This window comes from Psychrobacter sp. 1Y4, assembly GCF_051847555.1.
The window spans coordinates 67,996-90,996 of sequence record NZ_JBPYDE010000007.1 but is presented as its reverse complement, the minus strand read 5'-3'; the positions used below and the strand labels follow the sequence as shown (position 1 = coordinate 90,996).

The 23,001-nt window shown below is 39.5% G+C and carries 21 protein-coding genes; 13 read left to right on the top strand and 8 right to left on the bottom strand.

Annotated elements, in window-relative coordinates; all coding sequences use genetic code 11:
- Positions 1-89 precede the first annotated feature (89 nt).
- The 11 genes from ACS8FC_RS07820 to ACS8FC_RS07770 all read left to right on the top strand — a co-directional run bounded on the left by ACS8FC_RS07820 (position 90) and on the right by ACS8FC_RS07770 (position 10,945).
- The gene (locus ACS8FC_RS07820; RefSeq protein WP_439296385.1) at positions 90-1,124 is read left to right on the top strand and encodes an ATP-grasp domain-containing protein; all 1,035 of its coding nucleotides are present in this window, start codon (positions 90-92) and stop codon (positions 1,122-1,124) included.
- A 205-nt stretch (positions 1,125-1,329) separates the two neighbouring features.
- The gene (locus tag ACS8FC_RS07815) at positions 1,330-2,445 is read left to right on the top strand and encodes a glycosyltransferase (RefSeq protein ID WP_439296384.1); all 1,116 of its coding nucleotides are present in this window, start codon (positions 1,330-1,332) and stop codon (positions 2,443-2,445) included.
- A gap of 203 nt (positions 2,446-2,648) precedes the next feature.
- The gene (locus ACS8FC_RS07810) at positions 2,649-3,638 is read left to right on the top strand and encodes an O-antigen ligase family protein (protein WP_439296383.1); all 990 of its coding nucleotides are present in this window, start codon (positions 2,649-2,651) and stop codon (positions 3,636-3,638) included.
- Positions 3,639-3,659: 21 nt separating this feature from the next.
- Positions 3,660-4,787 carry a glycosyltransferase family 4 protein gene (locus tag ACS8FC_RS07805; protein WP_439296382.1) on the top strand — a complete coding sequence of 376 codons (1,128 nt, stop codon included), beginning with the start codon at positions 3,660-3,662 and terminating at the stop codon, positions 4,785-4,787.
- Between the two features lie 134 nt (positions 4,788-4,921).
- Positions 4,922-5,476: a sugar transferase gene (locus ACS8FC_RS07800; protein WP_439296381.1), complete on the top strand. Its 555-nt coding sequence runs from the start codon at positions 4,922-4,924 to the stop codon at positions 5,474-5,476.
- An 11-nt stretch (positions 5,477-5,487) separates the two neighbouring features.
- Positions 5,488-6,435, top strand: coding sequence for a methionyl-tRNA formyltransferase (locus tag ACS8FC_RS07795; RefSeq protein ID WP_439296380.1), 948 nt, complete (start codon positions 5,488-5,490; stop codon positions 6,433-6,435).
- On the top strand, positions 6,432-7,112 hold the full coding sequence (locus ACS8FC_RS07790; RefSeq protein ID WP_439296379.1) for a PIG-L deacetylase family protein: 681 nt from the start codon (positions 6,432-6,434) through the stop codon (positions 7,110-7,112). The genes ACS8FC_RS07795 and ACS8FC_RS07790 overlap by 4 nt, the downstream gene beginning before the upstream one ends.
- Positions 7,113-7,232: 120 nt before the next feature.
- Positions 7,233-7,886, top strand: coding sequence for an acetyltransferase (locus tag ACS8FC_RS07785; protein ID WP_439296378.1), 654 nt, complete (start codon positions 7,233-7,235; stop codon positions 7,884-7,886).
- Between the two features lie 48 nt (positions 7,887-7,934).
- Complete coding sequence (locus tag ACS8FC_RS07780) at positions 7,935-8,897, top strand: DUF4184 family protein (protein WP_439296377.1); 963 nt, start codon at positions 7,935-7,937, stop codon at positions 8,895-8,897.
- A 305-nt stretch (positions 8,898-9,202) separates the two neighbouring features.
- Complete coding sequence (locus tag ACS8FC_RS07775) at positions 9,203-9,538, top strand: hypothetical protein (protein ID WP_439296376.1); 336 nt, start codon at positions 9,203-9,205, stop codon at positions 9,536-9,538.
- A gap of 195 nt (positions 9,539-9,733) precedes the next feature.
- A complete protein-coding gene (locus ACS8FC_RS07770) occupies positions 9,734-10,945 on the top strand; it encodes a DegT/DnrJ/EryC1/StrS family aminotransferase (RefSeq protein ID WP_439296375.1) in 1,212 nt (403 codons plus the stop codon).
- A gap of 27 nt (positions 10,946-10,972) precedes the next feature.
- Here ACS8FC_RS07770 and scpB read toward each other — a convergent pair whose 3' ends face one another.
- From scpB to mrdA, 8 genes are all read right to left on the bottom strand, one after another.
- Positions 10,973-11,518, bottom strand: a complete 546-nt coding sequence (gene scpB / locus ACS8FC_RS07765) for an SMC-Scp complex subunit ScpB (RefSeq protein ID WP_439261173.1) — start codon at positions 11,516-11,518, stop codon at positions 10,973-10,975.
- A 22-nt stretch (positions 11,519-11,540) separates the two neighbouring features.
- On the bottom strand, positions 11,541-12,347 hold the full coding sequence (locus tag ACS8FC_RS07760; protein WP_439261300.1) for a segregation and condensation protein A: 807 nt from the start codon (positions 12,345-12,347) through the stop codon (positions 11,541-11,543).
- 211 nt (positions 12,348-12,558) lie between these two features.
- Positions 12,559-13,626 (bottom strand): tryptophan--tRNA ligase, encoded by a 1,068-nt coding sequence (gene trpS, locus ACS8FC_RS07755; protein ID WP_439261172.1) that lies wholly within the window; start codon positions 13,624-13,626, stop codon positions 12,559-12,561.
- A gap of 123 nt (positions 13,627-13,749) precedes the next feature.
- The gene (locus ACS8FC_RS07750; protein WP_439296374.1) at positions 13,750-14,841 is read right to left on the bottom strand and encodes an LpxL/LpxP family acyltransferase; all 1,092 of its coding nucleotides are present in this window, start codon (positions 14,839-14,841) and stop codon (positions 13,750-13,752) included.
- Positions 14,842-15,182: 341 nt separating this feature from the next.
- Complete coding sequence (gene rpsI / locus ACS8FC_RS07745; RefSeq protein WP_299188314.1) at positions 15,183-15,569, bottom strand: 30S ribosomal protein S9; 387 nt, start codon at positions 15,567-15,569, stop codon at positions 15,183-15,185.
- Between the two features lie 10 nt (positions 15,570-15,579).
- Entirely contained in the window at positions 15,580-16,008 is a 429-nt protein-coding gene (gene rplM, locus ACS8FC_RS07740; protein ID WP_299219188.1) for a 50S ribosomal protein L13, read from the bottom strand.
- 196 nt (positions 16,009-16,204) lie between these two features.
- Positions 16,205-16,888 (bottom strand): 16S rRNA (guanine(966)-N(2))-methyltransferase RsmD, encoded by a 684-nt coding sequence (gene rsmD, locus ACS8FC_RS07735; protein WP_439261170.1) that lies wholly within the window; start codon positions 16,886-16,888, stop codon positions 16,205-16,207.
- 12 nt (positions 16,889-16,900) lie between these two features.
- On the bottom strand, positions 16,901-18,880 hold the full coding sequence (gene mrdA / locus ACS8FC_RS07730; RefSeq protein WP_439296373.1) for a penicillin-binding protein 2: 1,980 nt from the start codon (positions 18,878-18,880) through the stop codon (positions 16,901-16,903).
- A 511-nt stretch (positions 18,881-19,391) separates the two neighbouring features.
- Between mrdA and ACS8FC_RS07725 the strand changes: the two genes are divergently transcribed.
- Together ACS8FC_RS07725 and ACS8FC_RS07720 are read left to right on the top strand one after the other, a co-directional pair.
- Positions 19,392-20,726, top strand: coding sequence for a DUF445 domain-containing protein (locus tag ACS8FC_RS07725; RefSeq protein WP_439296372.1), 1,335 nt, complete (start codon positions 19,392-19,394; stop codon positions 20,724-20,726).
- Between the two features lie 259 nt (positions 20,727-20,985).
- Positions 20,986-23,001, top strand: a complete 2,016-nt coding sequence (locus ACS8FC_RS07720) for a heme lyase CcmF/NrfE family subunit (RefSeq protein WP_439296371.1) — start codon at positions 20,986-20,988, stop codon at positions 22,999-23,001.

Below are 23,001 nucleotides of genomic sequence, written 5' to 3'. Positions count from 1 at the left end.
CAATCAGTAGCTAAAGAACGTAATTTTATAGTTAAGGTCATATTATTTTTAGATAAAAATAAAAATGTTAATTATAGGGGCTTAGGATTATGAAGGTATATATCGCCACACTACCTAATGGATTTTTTGGTAGTACTGGTCAAAGCTGGCAGAGTCTAGATATCAATAAAGTGTCAAGTCTTTTAAATTTTGATAGTGAAATTATAACTATCAATGATTTGATGCATATTGACTTTGATGAAACGGATATAGTTTTTTACACTTCTAGTGATGAGGAAAATATTAGACTGTATCTAAGAGATGTCATGTATTTCATTAATAAAAAATGTAGAATCATACCAAGTTACGATATACTTATGAGTCACGAAAATAAAGGATTTCAGGAGTTGTATAGAACTGAATTAGGTTTTGGTAATCTAAAAGGGAACTACTTCTTTGATATCGATGACTGTAACTTGCCACTACCAAAGGTATTAAAAACAGTAAGTGGGTCAGGTAGTAGTGGTGTATTTTTAGTAAAGAATGAAAAAGATCTGTTAGATATTAAGAAAAAACATTTCAATGTATCGAATAAGAGAAAAGTAATAAAATTTCAACGAAAAATTAAATTACAAGCTGAAGAGTTTTCAATATACAACTACAGGCATAAAGGGTTTAATAGATTTGTTGAGCAAGACTTTATACCTAACTTAACGAATGATTTTAAGATTTTAGTATTTGGGGACAGATACTATAGTTTAAAAAGAAATATTAAAGAAGGTGACTTTAGAGCGAGTGGTAGTGGACTGTTTGAGCATGTAAAGCCTCCGAAAGAGACTTTAGACTATGCGAAGAGTATATTTGATGAAATGAACAATCCTTATGCTTCGTTAGACATTGCTCAATCACCTGATGGTTGTCATTTAATAGAGTTTCAAGGTACTAATTTTTCGCCGGGTACTTTACTGAAAGCGCCAAGTAGATATGTTTGTACAAATGGAGAGTGGGTTAAAGAGAAGAATAATCAAGATCTTGAGGAAAATTTTGCATATGCCCTAAATTTTTTTATGAAAAGTAATGAATCGATATCCTTACAAAATATTTTAAATATGAAATTTAAAAATGAAAGTTTAAAAGTTTTATAAGAACCTAGGAAGTAGATACAGCTAATATACCTCGAACATTATTTTCATATAAAAATAGTTAAATTTTTTACAGTATTAACCGTTTTTTCAGGAATACTGGAATGTATACGAGGTTTATCTTATTCTTAGACCTATGCTGATAAAGAAAAATTATTAAGCAAAGAGAATTTTCCTTGTAACTTTTTACACTATGTGGAACGTAAAAATGACTAAAAAAATAACACACGTAATTATTGGCTTAAATGTAGGCGGTGCTGAGTTGATGCTTAAGCGATTAATACTGCACAGTCAAAAAACAGGTCAGTTTCAACATAGTGTTATTTCTTTGACAGACATTGGTATTATTGGTTCAGATTTACAGAGTCAAGGAATAAAGGTGTATAGTCTTGGCATGAAGTCTACAGCATCGGTACCTAAGATTTTCTTGCGACTTAAGAGACTACTTAAAGAACTTAAACCTGATGTAGTACAGACCTGGATGTATCATGCTGACTTTTTAGGTGGTCTAGCTGCAAAGAGTGTAGGTATTGATAATATTATTTGGGGTATCCGTACTACAGATGTATCTCAAGGTGCTTCCAAGCAAACAGTTTATCTTAGTAAGTTATGTGCAAAACTGTCTCACTACGTCCCTGATTCTATCGTTTGTGCGGCTCATGTATCAAAAGACTATCATATAGGTATTGGTTACGATAAGTCTAAGATGGTTGTTATTCCTAACGGTTTTGATGTGGAGGCATTTTCTTCTACAGAAGAAGATGGACTTAATGTTCGTAAGCAATTTGACTTGTCCTCTGATGATATCGTCATTGGATCAGTAGGTAGGTTTAATCCAGTCAAAAATCAAAAGCTTTTTGTAGAGGTTGCTTCCACATTAATAAAAGACTTTCCAGATTTGAAGTTTATGTTAGTAGGTAGAGATAATGATGCGAAGAATAAAGAGCTAGTTTCTTGGATTAAACAACATGACCTTTTAAATAGTTTCAGACTGCTGGGTCAGAGGGATGATGTACCTAAATGTCTAAAAGCTATGGATATTTTTTGTTTACATTCCAAAACTGAAGGATTTCCAAATGTAGTAGGAGAAGCTATATTATCAAACACTACATGTGTGGTAACTAGTGTAGGAGATGTCAAAGTACTTCTAGATGAGGAGTCTATTGCCCTAAGTAATGATGCAATTGGAGTTAGTGACACTATAAAAAAATACCTTACCTATCCGAAAGATAAATTACTTAAAAAAGCTCATGAAAACAAATATAATATTATTGATAAATATTCTATGGAAGTAATTATAGACAAGTTCCACAGTTTATATTAGAAAAGTCAATACACAATACTGTAGTGAATAATATGAATATAAAAATTCCTAGTTTTATTAGTTTAAACTCATTTGTATTGACTTCAATACTTATAATTTTTGTTATAAGTTTTTCGAACTTTGCTTATTTGAGAGCGCCTTTAGTAGTTGTACACTTTACTTTGTTTTATATTCTTGTGGTATATAAGCACCAAATAGTAATAATGAATAAAAGTCTAATTGCTATTCTCTTTCTTGTGCTATTTATTGTAATTCAGAGCATTATTTTCCAAGGTAGTGTGTTGATTATTTTTCAATCTATAGCTATGGTGTTATTTTTATTCTTTGCATCTCAAATAGCGTTGACTGAAGGGATGAATTTTTATAATAAAGAGCAGTATAAAACATTATCTAAGACGCTACTTATTTTACTACCGCTTTTTCTTATAAGTTTTACAAATTGGTCTGACTTCCGAAAGCCTGGTTTGTTCATGAATCCAAATATTACCAGTCACCTATCTGTAATGTTACTACCCTTTTTACTTTTGGGTTTAGATAAAAAAAGATATAAGTTTCTAGGTATTGGGACAGTCTTACTAATCCTAGGTATTACTGCTTCTAGAAGTGCAACTTTGGCATTTGTATTAAGCTTATTGTCTTATGCTTTTGTTGCAAAATTTCCTAGAAGTAATTTTTTCTCCTTATTTGTAGTAATAGCAATTGTGCTAGGTTTATCTATTTATTCTGTTGAGATCGCAGATTGGGTATCTGGTAACTTTACTAATGTAGCGAGTTCATCTGATTCAAGGTTATTAGATACAGGTTACAATGGGCGTGATGTACTCATGCAGCTAGCACTCGAAAGATTTAAGAGCCAACCTATTATAGGTTTAGGTTTTGATGGTGTTAAATTTGAAATTGATGGACATGAGCTTGGAACACACAATGGTTTAGTAGAGACGCTAATCAAGTTTGGTATTGTTGGAACATCTATTTTTACAGTATTTTGTTTATCTCTAATTTGGATGACTTCTAAGCATACGGCTCGATTTAAGGCCGCTACAACAATGTCACTTGCAGCGATATTTTCTTTATCTACTAATAGTTCAACTTTTCTTCTACTCAATTATTTGTTCATTTATACCGTTCTCTTAGTTTATCTTGGTTATAGAGTAAGGAATGCAAACGTTCAAAAACTTTCTGTCGAACATTAATTCATTTTAATAGAGTAATTTATGAGATTTCTAATTATAGCAAGCTATGCACCTTCCTTACTTAATTTTCGCGGCGCTCTATTAGCTGCTTTACAAGATGCAGGGTTTGAAGTCCATGTTGCTGCTCCAGGACTTCAGGATCATATGAAGGTTGTTGAGCGTCTTGATGCCCTTGGTTATGCGGTTCATGATATTCCTATGCAACGTACAGGTACTGATCCTATTAACGATGCTAAAACTCTAGGCACTTTATATCGTTTAATGAAAGAGATTAAGCCTGATTATGTGCTCAGTTATACCATCAAACCAGTCATTTACGGCATGTTAGCTGCTTGGCTTGCTAAAGTACCTCATCGTTTTGCCCTGATTACAGGGTTAGGCTACGCTTTTCAGCAAGTTGAGGTAGCAAAAAAACGCACTAAACTACAAAAATTAATTCATGAATTATATCGTCGTGCCTTATCTAAAGCCGATAAGGTTTTCTTTCAAAACCCAGATGATGAAATGTTGTTTCGTGATTTAAAAATCGTATCTAAGAATGCAGATACTTGTATCGTAAACGGTTCAGGTGTAGATGTGTCGCAGTTTAACGTTGTGCCTTTGACTGAGCAGTCTGCGCCAAAATTCTTGATGATTGCTCGATTGTTATGGGATAAAGGGGTCCGTGAATATGCACAGGCAGCCCAACAAGTCAGAAAAACTCATCCTGAGATAAACTTTGATTTGGTAGGTTGGCTTGATACCAATCCCCATGCTATTAAACAAACTGAGCTGGACGAATGGATTGCAGAAGGAACAATTAACTTCTTAGGTAAGCTGGACGATGTACGACCAGCTATTGAAGCAAGTTCTGTCTATGTACTACCGTCTTATCGTGAAGGCACTCCTCGTACAGTATTAGAAGCAATGTCTATGGGCCGAGCAGTGATTACTACAGATGCGCCAGGCTGCCGTGAAACTGTTGTAGATGGTGATAACGGTTTTTTAGTACCGGTAAAAGATGTTGATGCTTTAGCCCAAGCGATGCTTCGTTTTATTGAAGAGCCTGAATTAGCTGTAGAGATGGGGGAGCGCTCACGGACTATAGCTGAAGAAAAATATGATGTGCACAAGGTTAATGCCAAAATGTTTAAAGAGATGGGTCTATAGTCACTCCTCTCATAAGTTTATTGTCGCACGTAGAAATGTCATGAAACTGATTATATTGTTGCGAGACGAAGATTTAAAAATATAGTAATTTTTATAACACACTATAAACGCATATTTAAGCTATAAGGTTTTCTATGAAACGCTGTTTTGACTTTCTTATAAGTATTTTTATATTGGTCATACTATCTCCGCTGCTCATCGTAACGGCGGTATTAATAAAATTAACCAGTAAAGGCCCACTGTTTTTTAAACAGCAACGAGTGGGTAAAAAAGGTAGAGTATTTTCGGTCTATAAGTTTAGAACCATGACGGACAAAGTGAGAGAGATTAAACAGACTTTCAACGATGACCCTGAGGTTACTAAAGTTGGTAAGGTAATACGTAGACTAAAGATTGATGAATTGCCACAGCTTTTTAATGTAGTTAAAGGCGATATGTCTTTGGTTGGGCCAAGACCTTGCTTACCAAATCTAGTAAAAGAGTTTAATGAAAGTGCGAAAAAACGTTTATTGGTTCGTCCAGGTCTAACGGGATTGGCACAAGTAAATGGAAACATTCATTTAACTTGGAAAGAGCGCTGGGAGTTTGATAAAGAGTATGTCGAAGAACAATCACTGCTATTGGACTTAAAAATTCTTTCTAAAACAGCGTTGATAGTTTTGTTTGGTGAGAAATGGGGTAAAAAATAATGAGAGTTGGATTGATTGGTGGCGTGGAATCAAGCGCTCTTACCTTGCGAAAACTACATGAGCATGGATTAGACGTAGTCGGAGTATTTGGCTATAAACCAAATATAACCAAATTTGTCAGTGGGCACTGTGATCTGGAACCATTTTGCTTAGAAAATTCAATTAGTTTTACGCCATTTACTAAAATTAATGACCATATTGAAGAGATACAATCTTTAGATCTTGACTATTTGTTTGTCGTTGGTATTTCTCAATTAGTGTCTAAAGATATCATTCACGCTCCCGAATTAGGCGCTATAGGTTTTCATCCGACTAAATTACCTGAAGGAAGAGGTCGGGCGCCTTTGGCTTGGCTTGTTCATGAAGCGCAAGAAGGAGCAGCTACCTTTTTTATGCTTGAAGAAGCTGCCGATGCTGGCGCTATTGTAGCGCAAGAAGGATTTGACGTTTCTTGTGAAGATACAGCTAAAAGTGTAAAAGAAAAAATCCACGAGGCCATGAGTCTAGCGTTAGATTCTTTATTACCTCAGCTAGCTAATGGTGAATTAATAGCTATTGAACAAGACGATTCATTAGCGACAGAATTTGGCATTAGAAAACCGGAAGATGGATTGATTGATTGGTCCTGCTCAGCGTACGATATAGACCGTCTTATCAAAGCTGCCTCTGAGCCACATCCTGGTGCGTTTACTTTTTCAGGTAATAAAAAACTAGAAGTAAAATCTAGTAGAGTGGAACAAAATCTAAAAATAAAAGGTGTTGAAGGTCGTATCTTGAAGAGTCAAAAAGATGAGTTCTTGGTTCAGACAGGTAAAGGGCTTATTTGGATTACAATTGCTTTTGATGATTCAAGCAGACTGAGAGTAGGAAGTTTGTTGGGCTACAAAGTTGAGCTTGAGATATACGAGCTTAAAAAACAAATTGCAGAGTTAAAAGAGATTATTGGGAAAATGTCATGAAAAATGTTTTAGTAGTAGCGCCTCACGCTGATGATGAGGTTTTAGGGTGCGGTGGCACAATAGCGAAACATGTACGCCAAGGGGATAATGTATACGTCGCGATAATGACAAATGCAGCAGTTGGTGCGCCAGAGCTTTTTAATTCTGAAAGAATAGAGTTTGTGCGCTCTGAAGCGTTGAAATCTCATGAGGTATTGGGAATAAAGGAAACACTATTTTATGACTTTCCTGCGCCGCAATTGGAGCAATATCCACAGTACAAAATCGCTGGTACATTGAACGCGTTGATAAAAGAAAAGAATATAGACACTCTGTATATACCTCATAAAGGTGATTTACATCTCGACCATGGTGCTATATATAATGCTTCTCTTGTGGCTGCTAGACCATTACCAGGTCAGAGTGTTAGGCACATTTATGCCTATGAGACACTATCTGAAACAGAGTGGGGCCACCCAACAGTAGAGGCTGTTTTTATTCCGCGTTACTTCAATGTGTTAAGTGAAAATGATTTTGCAACTAAAATCACTGCTATGAAATGCTTTTCTAGTCAACTTAAAGCGTTCCCGAATACGCGATCCATTAAAGCAATAGAACATCTAGCCGCTCTTAGAGGTGCTTATGTTGGTGTAAATACGGCAGAAAGTTTCGACATTATTAGAAGTATCAATGATTAAACGACTAATTTTATCTTCGCATCTTAAATGATCTTTTGATGCTTGATCAAAGAAGACATAAATGCAAATAATAACGTGACAATGAGCAGATTTACTGGTAATCCGCAATAAGGAAAATAGATGCAGCAATTAATTGGAATATATGGTGCAAGTGGTAATGGGAAGCAAGTTGTTTCTTTATTGAAGTTGCAATATCCTTTGCTGGATAAATTCCGTATTGTGTTTATTGATGATTTTAGTAAGCTTAATACGCTTATGGGTCATCAAGTGTGGAGGTATGAGCAATTTTTGAGCGACCCTTCTAAGAATAAAGCGGTAATCATCGCTATCAGTGATAGTAGAGTTCGTGAGTTATTGGCAGACAAGATTGAACAAGACAGTATACCTACTCTCTCTATTCATGCACCTACAGCTATTATTTTGGATCCTGAATCAATAGAGGTAGGTGAAGGTAGTATTCTTTCACCACATACTTGTTTGACAAATACCCTGAAAATAGGAAAGTTTTTCCATGGTAATTTGTATTGTCATGTATCGCATGACTCAATCATTGGGGATTACGTCACCTTTGCGCCTAGAGTGAGCTGTAGTGGAAATGTGCATATACATGATCATGTATATGTTGGTGTTGGAGCGGTTATTAAACAAGGAACATCAGATAAACCTTTGGTTATCGGCAAGGGCGCGGTCATTGGTATGGGTGCTGTGGTCACCAAAGATGTTCCAGCAGGCGCCATTATGGTTGGGAATCCAGCCAGAGCCTTAGTTAAGTAAGTATTGGTGTCCGCTTTACAGGCTAAAGTTAGGTAACAGGATACATATATGGCATTTACGTTAGCGCATATGGCTGCAGCATTGCCACTTTATCGTAGTAAGAATAAAAATCGTAGTATACGCGGTTTTCATTTTGAAGCATTACTCATCGGTACGATGATGCCAGATTTTCCTTATTACATCGGTGCTAGTAGCGCAACTGGTGATCTTTCCCATCAGTGGGTAGGTATCTTTACTTATTGTCTACCTTGGGGGTTGTCGATATTTGCATTGTGGAAATGGGGTCTAAAACCGGCTGCTTTTGCGCTAGTTGAACCATTTTTGATGAAACGTAGAACAAAGTTTCCTAATATTCAAGATACGGACATCAGTGCTAGCCATAATAAAACTGTAAGGCATTTTACTGGTTACGCTGATAGATATTGGTCGTTTGCAGGTATCAAAAAACGAGTCATACACAAGGTAAAGTCTTTTTGTTTGCCGGTAGTATTTGGATTGATCTTAGGCGCAGCCAGCCATCTAGTTTGGGACGGTATTACTCATGCTGATGGCTCTATTGCTCGTCATATTGACTGGTTACAATACCCTCTATACTTTTATCCTTTTAAAGGAACGAGTATCGCCAGATTATTACAGTATTTAAGTTCAATGGTAGGTTTAGCGGCATTATTTTGGTTTGCCTTGTTACACCTAAAAAACTGGCAAATTAACAACAAAGACGTGGTCAAAGAAAGATTAGGAATAGACAACATAGTCAGGCTGGTCTTTTCTAAAAAGCAGAGTGCAATAATCATTGCGTTAATGGTTACCTTAACTCTGATATGGGGTATGCAGGCAGTTTTAAGTTGGTATCCATCTTTGACTAGCAGTCCCTACAGGTTTGCGGCAGGGGTATCAGTGAGTTTGTTAAAAAGAGTTACTTTATTATGTGTTAGCTATGCTGCTCTATATCATTTGACGTACTTTGTTCAACGTACTTATCGACAGTATAAAAACAATAAAGTAGGTTGATTGTGTCACGTAGTTTTAAAGGTTTTTACTGTATTGAAAATGCATAGGGATTTTCAGACAGAGCTTTGATGTAATAGTATTGGTTATTTATTTTTTGTATAGTTGAAATAAAGTGATTTATAAAGTTGATGATTTACTTTGTAAACCGATGATAATTACCAGAATTTAACTCATACATTTATAAAGAATATAACTAACCTGCTTAATATAATTCGAATACGACTAGAATTTTATATTATATTCGGATAATAGAATATATATGAAAATTTTATTAAATTATTTACATATCAAAACTTGGAAACGTCATGATTCTTATACACAATGCACTTATCAATAATATAAAACGCTGTGAAGCGGCTTATAAAGTTTATCAGAAAGGTTTGACTTATCATCAAGCTTTGCATATTTTTCATGCTAACAAAAAGATATATGACGAACTTATTCTTTTACTAAATGATAATAGTTTAGATGCGTCTATGAGTAAAAAAATATTTAACTATATTTTTTATCTCGAAGATTGGTTTGTCCAATTCTCAAGATTAGAAAAAGAAGTTGATAGTCTTGAAGATCGTTTTTCTTTTGAATCTCTTAAGAATAGTATAGATTATCCAGCAAGTTTTCTTGATGATGTTATAAAATAGAATATAGTTATATCTATCAAACTTTTATGGCTAAGGCGTATCGTTATAACTGAACTTCTAAAAAATAGATTTGGTTAGTATTATTTTATAACTTATATAAAATAACGCACGATGAAATAAAACCGTAAGAATAAATAGTTTAAAACAAAATGAGGTATTACTACTCATTAATTCGATAATAAATAAGGAAGCTATATGCTAAATTCCCCTTTTTCACCGTGGCCAAGTTTTACCCAAGAAGAGGCTAATGCAGTCAGTAAAGTACTATTGTCTAACAAGGTAAACTATTGGACAGGACAAGAATGTCGTCAATTTGAGCAAGAGTTCGCTGAGTGGGCAGATAGTAAGTATGCCATCGCATTGGGCAATGGTACTCTAGCTTTGGATGTGGCTTTGCAGGCGTTAGATATCGGTGCAGGTGATGAAGTTATCGTTACGCCACGTACCTTTATTGCCAGTATTTCTAGTGTGGTTAATGCAGGCGCTACGCCTGTGTTTGCAGATGTTGATGAGTCTACTGGTAATATTACTCCAGAGACGATTGCTGCCGTTCTAACGGACAAAACCAAAGGCATCGTGTGCGTGCATCTAGCAGGTTGGCCATGCGATATGGATGGCATAATGGCGCTTGCAGATGAGCATGATCTATATGTCATTGAAGACTGTGCACAGGCGCATGGCGCACATTATAAAGGTCGTAGTGTCGGTAGTATCGGGCATGTTGGCGCATGGAGCTTTTGTCAAGATAAGATTATGACGACTGGCGGCGAAGGCGGAATGGTCACTACTAATGACGAAGATCTGTGGCGTAAAATGTGGTCATATAAAGACCATGGCAAAAGCTACGCTGCTGTGTATGAAAAGGAGCACCCACCTGGTTATCGTTGGTTACATGAAAGCTTTGGTACTAACTGGCGCATGACTGAGATGCAGGCAGTGATAGGACGTATTCAGCTTGAGAGAATGTCAGATTGGACGGCCAAGCGTACGGTTAATGCACAAGCAATTTTGCAAGCATGCACTCAGTGGGAAAATAAAGGCTATGTACACGCACCAAAGCTAGAAGAAACACCAGAATTTGCCGATTCTAAGCATGCTTATTATAAGTTATATGTTTATATAAATACCGACAGCCTGCCTGATGGCTGGTCACGTGATCGTATTATTGAAGAAGTCAGTCAGCTAGATGTCCCCTGTTTTTCTGGAACTGCCTCTGAAGTCTATCTAGAAAAAGCGTTCGATGGCACAGGACTGCGTCCTGAAACTAGAATGCCAGTTGCAAAAGAGCTTGGGGAGACAAGTTTGATGTTTTTAGTACACCCGACGCTTACTGAGGCCGAAATTGATAAAACGGTCGAAGCAATCAATACGGTATTCAATAAGATAGATATCTCATCTCAACCATAACAGCTACCACACTAATCAAATTATAAATCAAGACATTCCACCAATAGCTGCTATATCTGGCATTGGTGGTAACTCATCTAAATTGGTCAGCCCAAACGCATCTAAGAATTGCGACGTAGTATGTAGCAAGGCTGGACGACCCAATGTTTCTTTATAACCATCCTCAATGATCCAGCCTTTATCAAACAGCTGCCGTAGTATGTTGCTCGATAGCGTCACACCACGTACATACTCTATGTCGCTGCGAGTCACTGGTTGTTTATAAGCAATGACACTTAGTGTTTCGAGTAATGCCTGACTTAAGCGTTCTTGACGCTGCGGAAAAACACGCTGTATTAATGCACTATAGTTATCTGCTATTTGTAGGCGATAACCGCTAGCAGTCTCGTGTAAGCTTAGGACGCCAGTGTCTAAGCGCAGCTTTAATAGCTCTAAAGTCTGCGTTAATTCTTTACCAGATAAAGATAAATGTTTCTTGATAGCGTTTGCAGTGAGCGGCGCTTCTGACGCATGTAATAGCACTTCTATCTGTCTACTTATCTCATCAAGATGCTGATGTTTAGTATCTGTCATTACACATTCTCTATTAAGACTGTCAAGCCAGCCATTGTAGCGTTAATGGTTCGATTAGATGGTGCTTTGCAACCTCATTATTAATCGTGGCCTTATCTATCAAATCAGTACTCACCACACCAACCAACTGCCGTTTTATCAGTTCTAGTACTGCGACAAAGCTGACCACGACACCTATCTTACCTTGTGCTTTATCTAGTAGCTCATAAAAAGAGTGTGTGCCATCAGTACTTAGCTGACGGCTGATACTGGCAATACGATCGGACAGGGGAACGGCATCGACCTTGATGGTATGCATTTGATAATCGGGTTGTAATTGCATTTTAAACAAGCTATCAATTAATAAGTTTGGAGAGTAGCTAGGTAATTCGGCAGCCATAACATCTTGATTAGGCATACTCACCATCGCCAAAAACACATCGCGCTCAAGACGAATCAGGCTATCTAAACGCTGACTAACGGTTTTGATTTGTGCATATTCTTCTAAACGTACAATCAGCTCAGCCTTTGGGTCGCGTTCATCATTAAGTGTCTCAGGTATCGGTAGCAATAACTCGGTCTTTATCGCAATCAATGTCGATGCCATGAGTAAATAGTCACCTGCCAGCTCAAAATGTTCAGTATCCAACTCACTAATATAAGCCAAATACTGCTCCGTAATAGGCAATATCGGCATTTTGGTCAAATCTACATTGTTTTTTTTAACCAAATATAATAGAAAATCTAACGGCCCTGCAAACTGCTCTAGCCAAATGGCAAACGCTTGCGGGGGTACGTACAGATCTTCAGGTAGCTGCTGTATTGGGGTTTGATAAATGCGCAAAGACATATCATTGATAACTGAGCCATCGTGATTGTTGTTATCAGATAGTGAAATAGAAGCTTGAGAGGCTTGACTTGGGCTTGCAGACAAAGCAGGTTTTGACAAAGCTACACGTTTGTTTTTTGGCTCAGTCTGCACGTTTAATATCCGTCTTCATTATGACAAGTTATGATAATCAAAAGGTGGTTTAAGCCATATGGTTATTTAAACCAAATAATTACTTAAGCTTAGCAAGTGGGCGAATACCGATAGCACGGCGGGCTTTATCTAACTGTTTACGGCTATGACGACGGGCTTTGTCTGCGCCCATTTGTAAGATTGCTTCCAGCTCTTTTGGATTAGCCATCAACTCTTCATAACGTGCGCGAAACGGCGCAATTTCATCATTGATTTTGTCAAACAGTACTTGTTTGGCATCACCCCAGCCGATACCGGACGCATAGCGTGCGCGCATATCAGTAATTTCTTCAGGCGTTGCAAAAGCTTTATAAATCTCAAAAAGAGCTGAGTCGTCGGGATCTTTTGGCTCATCAGGCAATTGTGAATTGGTCACAATTTTCATGATGGCTTTATGCATCTGCTTTTCAGGACTAACTTGCGGATTAGGATCGCCAAATAGTGGTATGGTATTACTATAGCTCTTACTCATTTTACGACCATCAAGCCCTGTCAGTAGCGGAATATCTTCATCAACGACTGCTGAGGGCAAGGTAAAGAGAGACTTATAACGATGATTGAAAGTGCCAGCGATATCACGTGCCATCTCAATATGCTGCACTTGGTCACGGCCGACGGGCACATGAGTGGCGTTAAACATCAAAATGTCAGCTGCCATGAGTACTGGATAGCCAAACAGACCCATAGTAATGCCTTGATCTGGATCAACATCCGCTTTTTCTACATTAATATCGACGGCTGCTTTATACGCATGAGCGCGGTTCATAAGACCTTTGGCACACGAGCAGTTTAAAATCCAAGCAAGCTCGGGAATCTCAGGCACGTCCGACTGACGATAGAAGGTCACACGCTCAGGGTCAAGACCACAAGCAATCCAAGTCGCTGCTATGATTTTAGTCGATTCATGAATAACCGCTGGGTCATAACAACCGATAATCCCATGATAATCTGCCAAAAAGAAAAACGCTTCATCATCACTGTTTTGGATAGACTCAATCGCTGGACGAATAGCGCCAACGTAATTACCTAAGTGCGGAATACCGGTAGGCTTAATGCCTGTGAGGATACGTTTGGTTTCTTTTTTAGGTGCATCAGTTTGATTACTCATGGAAAATCCGTAGTTGGGTTGTTAGTTTATTGCAAATTTAATATCGTACACTTAAGTCAACGACTCAATTTAGTGGCGCAAATTATAACAAATTTATCTACTGCTTTGTTTGTGTATAAACGCCTACTTATAGATTTCAGTGCGACCATCTGGGCTGTTTTTAAAGCGCCGATGAAACCACATCCATTGGGTTGGATCAATACGAATGAGTCCTTCTAAGACTTCATTAATACGAGTGGCATCAGCGACTTCATCATTACTAGGGTAGTCATCCAGTTCTGGTGTAATGGTTAGATGGTAATGGGGGCGCTTGCCGCTTGGTAGGTTATCCGGTGTTTGCCGATAGGTGTGCAGAGCCATTAGCGCTGGAGGATATTGCTTGTCGCCTAATTTTGCCATGCGCCGTGAAGCTGTGATAGTGGCTGCTGGCACGCCAAAAAACGGTGCCATTACGCCTTGCTTGAGACCATAATCTTGATCAGGCGAGTACCAAATCACATGCCCAGCTTTAATTGAGCTGACCAAACTGCGCATATCACGGCTGGATATTTGCTTTCCAAAGATACGCGTACGACCGTTATAAATAAACCAATCAAGAAGTACATTATTTTGTGGTCGATACATTGCATCTAACGCAAAAAACTGAGCGCAAAATACCCCCCCCAAATCGAGCATGGTGTAATGAGCGCCTAACAAAATAACAGGACGATTGTCTTTTTGGGCATTGATAAGATGTTGTAGCCCTGAAATAGAAACCGTACGGGTAAAAACATTAGGGCGAAACCAAGCACAAAGCGTCTCAAATACTCCAATACCTTGATTGACAAAAACTTGCTTTGCCATCAGTTCTCGCTCAGCTTCTGGCTTTTCAGGAAAAGCCAGCTTAAGGTTAATCAGCGTATCCTGTCTGCGTGAGCCTGCAACTTTATAAATCAAGATGCCAAGCTTACGACCCAACCAAAACTGCCAACGTAACGGCAGATAAATCATGGGCAAAAATATCACAAATAACAGCCAAATACCCCAGTATTTAGGCAGTAAAAATTGCCACTGAAAAGGCTTTTTATCAGCTTGTGCTGTGCGTTTATGAGTCTGCGTAATAGTTGGTGTACCAGTAGGAATAGCCGGCGATTTAGCAGACTGCTGTACGCTCTGCGATAGTGTACTGTTCTTTGAGGGTGTTTTACTTGGATCGTATTGTTCGGGCGCTTTCATAATGTCCTTTTACAGCACTGTTTGTGGCATCTATAGCATTGGGCTATATCGTCGAGGCTAATGATGAAAAGTTACTATCATGATGGGGTAGCGGTAGCTGGTTTGCAAGTTGGTTTTGACTATAAAAGCGAAGTGTTTAACAGTTTATAAAGCCAGTTTATAAAGTCAGGCTATTGAGTACATTAGCGTTTAATATGACTACTATTAAGCTTTAAGCATAAAAAAACCTTATAAGCTGTGACCAGCTTATAAGGTTTTGCAAATCTAGCGTTTTACTTGATGCTATTAGTATAACTCTGAGAAAAAGACAACTATAACAGTAAAACGATAAACAGCTTTTATTAACGCTTCGAGAATTGTGGACGTTTACGTGCTTTACGTAGGCCCAATTTCTTACGTTCAACTTGACGTGAGTCACGAGTAACAAAACCAGCGGCTTTTAGCGTAGATTTGTTGGTGTCGTCAAGTTCGATTAATGCACGAGTAATACCGTGACGAATAGCACCTGCTTGACCACTAATACCACCACCTTTTACGGTGATATAAAGATCGTAGTCATTAGGAGTATCTAATAGCTCTAATGGCTGACGAACGACCATACGTGAAGTTTCACGGCTAAAGTACTCATCAAGTGGCTTACCGTTAACGACGATACTACCAGTACCTTTTGCTAAAAAGACACGAGCAGTAGACGTCTTGCGGCGACCAGTTCCGTAATTGCGTTCCATAAGTGTTTCCTTAGATGTCTAGTTCTTTAGGTTGCTGTGCAGTATGTGGATGTTCTTCCCCTGCATATAGCTTTAGCTTCTTAATCATTGCATAGCCAAGAGGACCTTTTGGAAGCATACCCTTAACTGCTTTATGTAGAACATCTTCAGGCTTATGTGCAATCAGCTTTGTGAAGTTGGTTTCTTTAATACCGCCTGGGTAGCCACTGTGACGATAGTACTTTTTATCTTGCGCTTTTTTACCCGTTACCGCGATTTTTTCTGCGTTGATGACAACGATAAAGTCACCAGTATCTACGTGCGGAGTATAAGAAGTTTTATGCTTGCCACGTAAGCGAGTAGCGATTTGGGTGGCTAAGCGACCAAGGGTTTTGCCGTCAGCATCTACGACGTACCAGTCATGGGTCACTTCAGCTGGTTTTGCACTAAGTGTTTTCATGATAAAACCTTAAAATTAGAATTCATTGAGAGTTTAGCTGGGAACGGGGCTCTCAAAAAACAGACTGCATATTATAAGCAGTAGCGCCTACGCTTGCAAGCTGCATTGGGGTTTATTTTCGCCTTATATACATTAAACTGCAGCGTTAGACCAGTTTTTCAGCGGTTTTTAGCATTCATTAATGCAAGTTGCATGATTATGACGATTCTAGTCTATAAAGTCCAGCGACAACTTGTCCCACTTTGGTCTGTTTGATTGTCTCAAACCCGCTTAACCCTTGCATTGTAAAGACTGCGCTTAGGGACTGAGCCAATTCATTTAATTGCTCATTTAAATCTTTATCCGCTTCTAGATAAATAAGCGTCTCTGTCGTAAATAACGACTGTTCGATTAAAGTGGTCAAAATTGGTTGCCATAACTCTTTGGAATAGGGCGGATCAATAAAAACAATGTCGAACGGTTGTTTGAAATTCTTGTTTTGCGATAAGACGTGCTCAGCATGGCCATGAAGGATTAGATAACCGTCAGTGTCGATGTTTAACTGCTGAGAGCTTTCTAGTAGCATTTGGTACTGAGATTGATTGGTTTCGATAAAGGTGCAGTGAGCTGCACCGCGAGATAAGGCCTCAAATCCTAATACACCGCTGCCTGCACAGCTATCAAGGACACGTGCGCCATGCATATCGGCGAGTAACCAGTTAAACAGTGTTTCTCGCAAGCGATCTGGAGTCGGCCGTAAGCCATCAGCATCGATAAAATTTATGCTACGACGTTTAAACTGTCCACCGATAATGCGTACCTTGCCCGCAGTGGCTTGTTTTTTATGATTTGTGTCACGCTTTAGGCTGCGCGATGTCGATGTTTTTGTATTTTTTTTCATAATGACTATTCTTTATTCGGACGCTGTAATGGTTGCTGCCTGTGCTTCTGCCTGTTCCTTTAATGCTTGTTCTTGATCGCGAATAGCATCATGTTTGGCTTTATCCAATGCTCTTTGGTATTTAATAGCTTTTAGCTCATCAGGTGTTGGTGGCGTAATAGGGTCGCTTTTACGCTGCAGGACCCAATAATCAAATAACGCACGTCCAATAGGTGCTGCTACTGCGCTACCGCCGCCGCCGTTTTCAACCAGTACCGCAAGGGCAATTTGCGGGTCTTCTACGGGTGCAAAACCATTAAACCATGCATGATCCCAATGACGCTTATCTATTGCCGATTTATTATAACTTTTGCCTTGAGCGATAGATTTGACCTGAGCCGTACCTGTTTTGCCAGCGATACGGTAGCGTGAGGTATAGATACCACGAGCAGTACCAGCTTTGACAGTGTCTTCCATCGCATCATGCATACGTGTCCAGTCAGAAGGTTTGCCATCATAGTCAATCTTACCGTCAGATTTGGTGATGACATTCACTTCTGCAGCGCCATCACTACGTTTTAGCAGATGCGGGGTAATATGATTACCTTTATTTGCCATCATGGCAGTCGCATTGGCAATCTGTAGTGGCGTTGCTAAAAAATACCCTTGACCGATACTGACTGAGATGGTCTCTCCTGATAACCAGCCTTTGTCATAAGTGTCTTTTTTCCATTTTGGAGAAGGCATAATACCTGACTTTTCATTCGGCAAATCAATACCAGTATCTTCACCAAAACCAAAGCGCACCATCCAGTCATGTAAGCGCTGAATCCCCATCTCGTATGCCAGTTTATAATAATACGTATCCACTGACATCATAATAGACTTTTTGAGATTCACTGAGCCGTGACCACCGCGTTTCCAGTCACGAAAACGATGCGAGTCACCAGGTAAGCTAAAGTAACCTGGGTCATAAATAGTCGTCTCCCAATCTCGCAAACCGTAATGTAGTCCACCCAACCCTTCAAATGGTTTGATAGTAGAGGCTGGTGGATACATCCCTTGAAGCGCACGGTTATACAGGGGCTGATCGATATCTTCTCTTAATGCATCGTAGTCTTTAAAAGAGATGCCTGAGATAAAAGGATTGGGATCGTAACTTGGATTACTCACAAACGCTAACACATCGCCATTTTTTGGGTCTATCGCCACAATGGCACCGCGGCGACCGTCGAGCTGCTGCTGAGCAATCGTTTGTAAGCCGTAATCTAAACTTAAAGTAATATCGTTGCCAGCAACGGGCGGTTCGGTGTCTAACTGCCGTAGAATATTGCCATGAACATCTGTCTCCACCGACTGATAACCTGGTTCTCCAAGCAAAATATCTTCGTAAAAATCTTCAATACCAATTTTACCGATGAGGTCAGTACCAGCATAACGATCTTTATCAATACGCTTGGTCTCTTTGTCATTGATACGGCCAACATAACCGATAACATGGGCAAACAGCTCATCGTAGGGGTAGGAGCGAGTTAATTTACTCTGGATAGTAACGCCAGTAAAAAAAGGCTTTCGCTCGCTAAATTGTGCGACCTGCTTTTCTGTCAAATCAATTTTAATGGTCACCGGATCGTTCTTACTCTTACTTAATCTCGCCAAGATGTCAGTAATATCAGTGTCTGTTAAATCAAAAATAGGCGCAAGCAAGCTTAGAGTGCGTTCTGGATCTTGTACCTCATCTGGGCTGAGCATGGCAGTAAATACAGGCTGATTATCAGCAAGCAATATGCCATTACGATCGTAAATATAACCACGGCTAGGCGGTGCAGATATGAGCTTGATACGGTTATTGTCAGCCTGAGTTTTATATTTATCATGAGCGTATACTTGCAAGTACCCGTAACGCAGTAATAAAACACTCATACCCAAGAATATGAATAAACCAAGAATAAAAATACGGCGCATAAAAATGCGGTTGATCTGCTCAGTGTCTGGGATAAGCGATTTATTCATGTAAAGTTAGTACCAATGAGCGCAGTAGATAAAACAAAAATTACTTTGATAAAGGAATGTTGTGACAAGGTATTTAAGCAAATGCAGACGATAAAAACAATCATTTCAAACACATAGAGTAAGTGACCCTATAATATTGAAGTATGAACTTAAAAGCGTATTGCTATTATTGCTGTGCGACAAATTATAACAGAATGTAATAAGCTGCGCTGATCCTGTCCGCTTATTTGTTGATGAATTCACACATGTCATTGATAGTACTATTTATAAGCTATTTTATCGCTCCAGTTTGTAGTAACAAATATAAGTCAGACATATGATGTTGTCATGTATAGTCACAACTTGGTTTAGCTGTATATGTGCTAATGAGTAGCAAGTATGCTAAAATCGGGCGATTTATTTTGTAGTGTTTACTTGGCATTAAAGTGCTGTTTTTATTAAGCGTTTTTTAACAATATTAACAAACGACTATAGATTAACGAGTATCGTTACGTCAGAGGCAGGAAGAGTCATGGTCGCAACCTCAATATGGCAAATGCTCGCTGAGCATCCAGAGTTTCTTGCCATGCTGACCATCCCACCAGTGACTGCATTTGTCACTTGGTTGCATGTATGGATGGCATTGAAAATGCTGTTTTACCCCATTAAATTTTGGGGACTACGTATACCTAATTTTCCATTTTTTGGTTTGCCTGGACTTGGTTGGCAAGGTATCGTCCCGCGTAAAGCGGGGAAAATCTCTGGAGTTATTGTCGATCAGACACTCTCAAAGCTTGGCTCACTTGAAGAGTTTTTTCAGGCGATGGAGCCTGAGCAGATGGCAGCTTTTATCACTGATACGGTTGATAAAAACCTTGAACCACTGATTGATGAGATTATGCTTGAGCATTCGGGTGCATTGTGGGGCAGTCTGCCATACGCACTAAAACGTCGTATCTATACGCAAGCCCATCAAGAGCTGCCAGACATCATGCAATCTTTGGTGACTGATATGACCTACCATGTCGAGGACTTGGTCGATATGCGTCAAATGATCGTCAATAAGATGGAAAGTGATCGTCGCTTAATGGTGAATATGTTTTTAAGGGTTGGTCAACACGAGATCAACTTTATTTGGCATATCAGTGCTTTAATTGGATTGATTTTTGGTATTATCCAAATGTTTATCTTTTTGGTGGTGCCGCAACATTGGACAGTGCCATTTTTCGCTGCCATTTGGGGCTTGTTGACCAATTGGATCGCAATCTGGATGGTGTTTAATCCAGTAGAGCCACGCTTTATCTCTTATATAAAAGTTTTTGAGCGTTGTGACGGTTTTCCTTTTACAAAATTGAGGCTACCGCACATCGCGCAGTTTCGTTTTCAAGGCGGCTTTATGAAGCGCCAAGAAGAAGTATCTGAAGTTTTTGCTGAAATCGTAGTCAACGATTTAGTGACTTTAGAGAATATTATGAATGAGATGATGTATGGTGATCGATCGGCGCAAACGCGTGAGCTGATGAAGTCGCACCTTTACCAGATATTAGAGTCGCCAGTGGTTAGAACGACTTTGCGTATGGGACTTGGTCGCCGTGAGTACGGGCAATTGAAAAATACCATTATCAATAAATCAATCACCGCTACGATGGTACCGCTACGAGATCCTGAACTAAACGAGAGTCGAGCCAGCAAAATATTCGGTCTATTTCGTGATCGTATTCGCGCTTTATCGCCTTATGAGTTTCAAAACTTATTGCGTCCAGCATTTCGTGAAGATGAGATGACGTTGATCGTACTTGGTGGTTTGACTGGATTTTTGGCAGGTTGGTTGCATCTTGTTTTAGTGTTCTTTCCGGCGGTGCAGTAAACCAATGATTTTGTTATAAAAATATTTTATAATTATCCATGGTCAATGAATGTATATGGAAAGTTAGTACTAAGTTAGATAGTTCATTCAAAATTTGTCTTGACAAGGAAGCTTCATGTTAATCATACAGTTGTATGGTTGGCAAAGCTTGTGTTGTTTTGATTTTGTCATGAGTAGACTATAGGTGCTTTTCAATAAATAAGAGCCCAATCCGCCACAGTAAACTATGACCGTATTAGGGTAAACAGGGTTAGATTGTATGTTAATCACAGAATTGGGTTATTTTGCCTTACTGGCTGCCTTTGTGTTGGCAATTTTGCAAGTTGTATTGCCAACCATTGGTGTTATGCGTCATCAGATTGCTTGGCAGCGTCTTGCACCAAGTTTGGCGTGGGCACAGTTTGCAGCGCTGATCGTGTCGTTCGCAGCGCTGATGGCAGGCTTTTATTATAATGATTTTAGTCTAGTCTATGTCGCACAGCACTCTAACACTTTATTGCCTTGGTATTATAAGTTATCGGCAACTTGGGGTGGTCATGAAGGGTCTTTGCTACTATGGATGACTATCATGGCGACATGGTGTGCGCTAGTGTCTTACTTTAGTCGCGGCTTGCCATTATCGATGCGAGCACGAGTATTGGTCATTTTGGCAGCAGTACAAATGATGATGCTAGCGATGCTGATTTTTACCTCATCGCCATTTAACCGCACTTTGCCAAACATACCTGTTGATGGTGCGGATCTAAACCCAGTATTACAAGATTTTGGTCTGATTATTCACCCACCCATGCTATATATGGGTTATGTAGGTATGGTTGTACCCTTTGCTTTTTGTATGGCGGCGCTGTGGGAAGGACGCTTAGATGCAGTATGGACACGCTGGTCACGCCCTTGGGCGCTAGCTGCGTGGGGGTTTTTGACCATCGGTATCGCTTTAGGGTCTTGGTGGGCTTACTACGAGCTTGGCTGGGGCGGTTGGTGGTTTTGGGATCCAGTAGAAAACGCGTCGCTCATGCCATGGCTTGCTGGTACAGCGTTATTACATTCGTTAGCAGTGACTGAGAAGCGCGGTGTATTTAAAGCATGGACAATTATGCTAGCGATTTTTGCGTTTGCATTGAGTCTACTAGGGACATTTTTGGTACGCTCTGGGGTCATTACCTCAGTCCATTCGTTTGCAGCCGATCCCACGCGTGGTTTAGTTATTCTAGTCATCCTTGGCATCATCGTGGGCGGTGGACTGTTGATGTTTGCAGTACGTGGCTGGCGCTTGACGGTTGAGAGTCAGTATCAGCTGATCTCACGTGAGTCGTTTTTGGTTATTAATAACGCCATTATTTTGATTGCCACTTTAGTGGTCCTGCTAGGTACGCTTTATCCAATTATTGCGGATGCTTTTAATCTAGGTCAAGTATCCGTTGGCCCTCCTTACTTTAACGCTTTGTTTGTACCTTTGACTTGGTTGTTACTGCTTGCTATGGGCATGGGTTCTAATATTCGCTGGAAAAAAGACAAGCGTCCACTGCTTGGCGTTGGTATGGTCATCGCAGCCAGTAGTCTGATATTGGCGGCGATCATCGCTTACTTTGTTCATCCATCATCTATGCTAAATATCGGTGTGACCTTGGCAGTAAGCTTTTGGGTACTATTATGGATGGTTATCGATTTTAAAGATAAAACCAAGAATGCACCGAATATGATCAGCGGACTGCGTCAATTACGTCTTAGTTATTGGGGACAACAAACTGCTCATATTGGGGTTTTAATCGCAGCGATTGGCGTTGCTTTTACTAGTAGCTTAAGTATTGAGCGTGATGTAGCACTTGGACCGAATGATACTGTTCATGTTCAAGGTTATGATTTTACTGTCAAAGACTTTCGTGAAGTAAAAGGCAGCAATTTTGATGGTATTCAAGCTGAGGTTTCAGTCACAAAGGATGGGCGCGACGTTACAGTTTTATACCCTGAAAAACGTACCTATATTATTAGTATGATGCCGATGACAGAAGCTGCGATTGACGCCAGTCTTATGCGCGACTTGTATGTTGCGCTTGGTGAGCCAATCGCTGAAGGCAGCAATCAATGGGCAGTGCGTATCTATGTAAAACCTCTGATTCGCTGGATATGGCTGGGGTCGATTATCATGGCTTTAGGAGCACTAATAAGTATGTTTGATAGTCGCTACCGTATCAAAAAAGTCAAAGCGTCACATAAGGTCGCGGCTGATACTACTGCTAGTACAACCATACCGACAACAGCGTTTGGGGAGAAATAA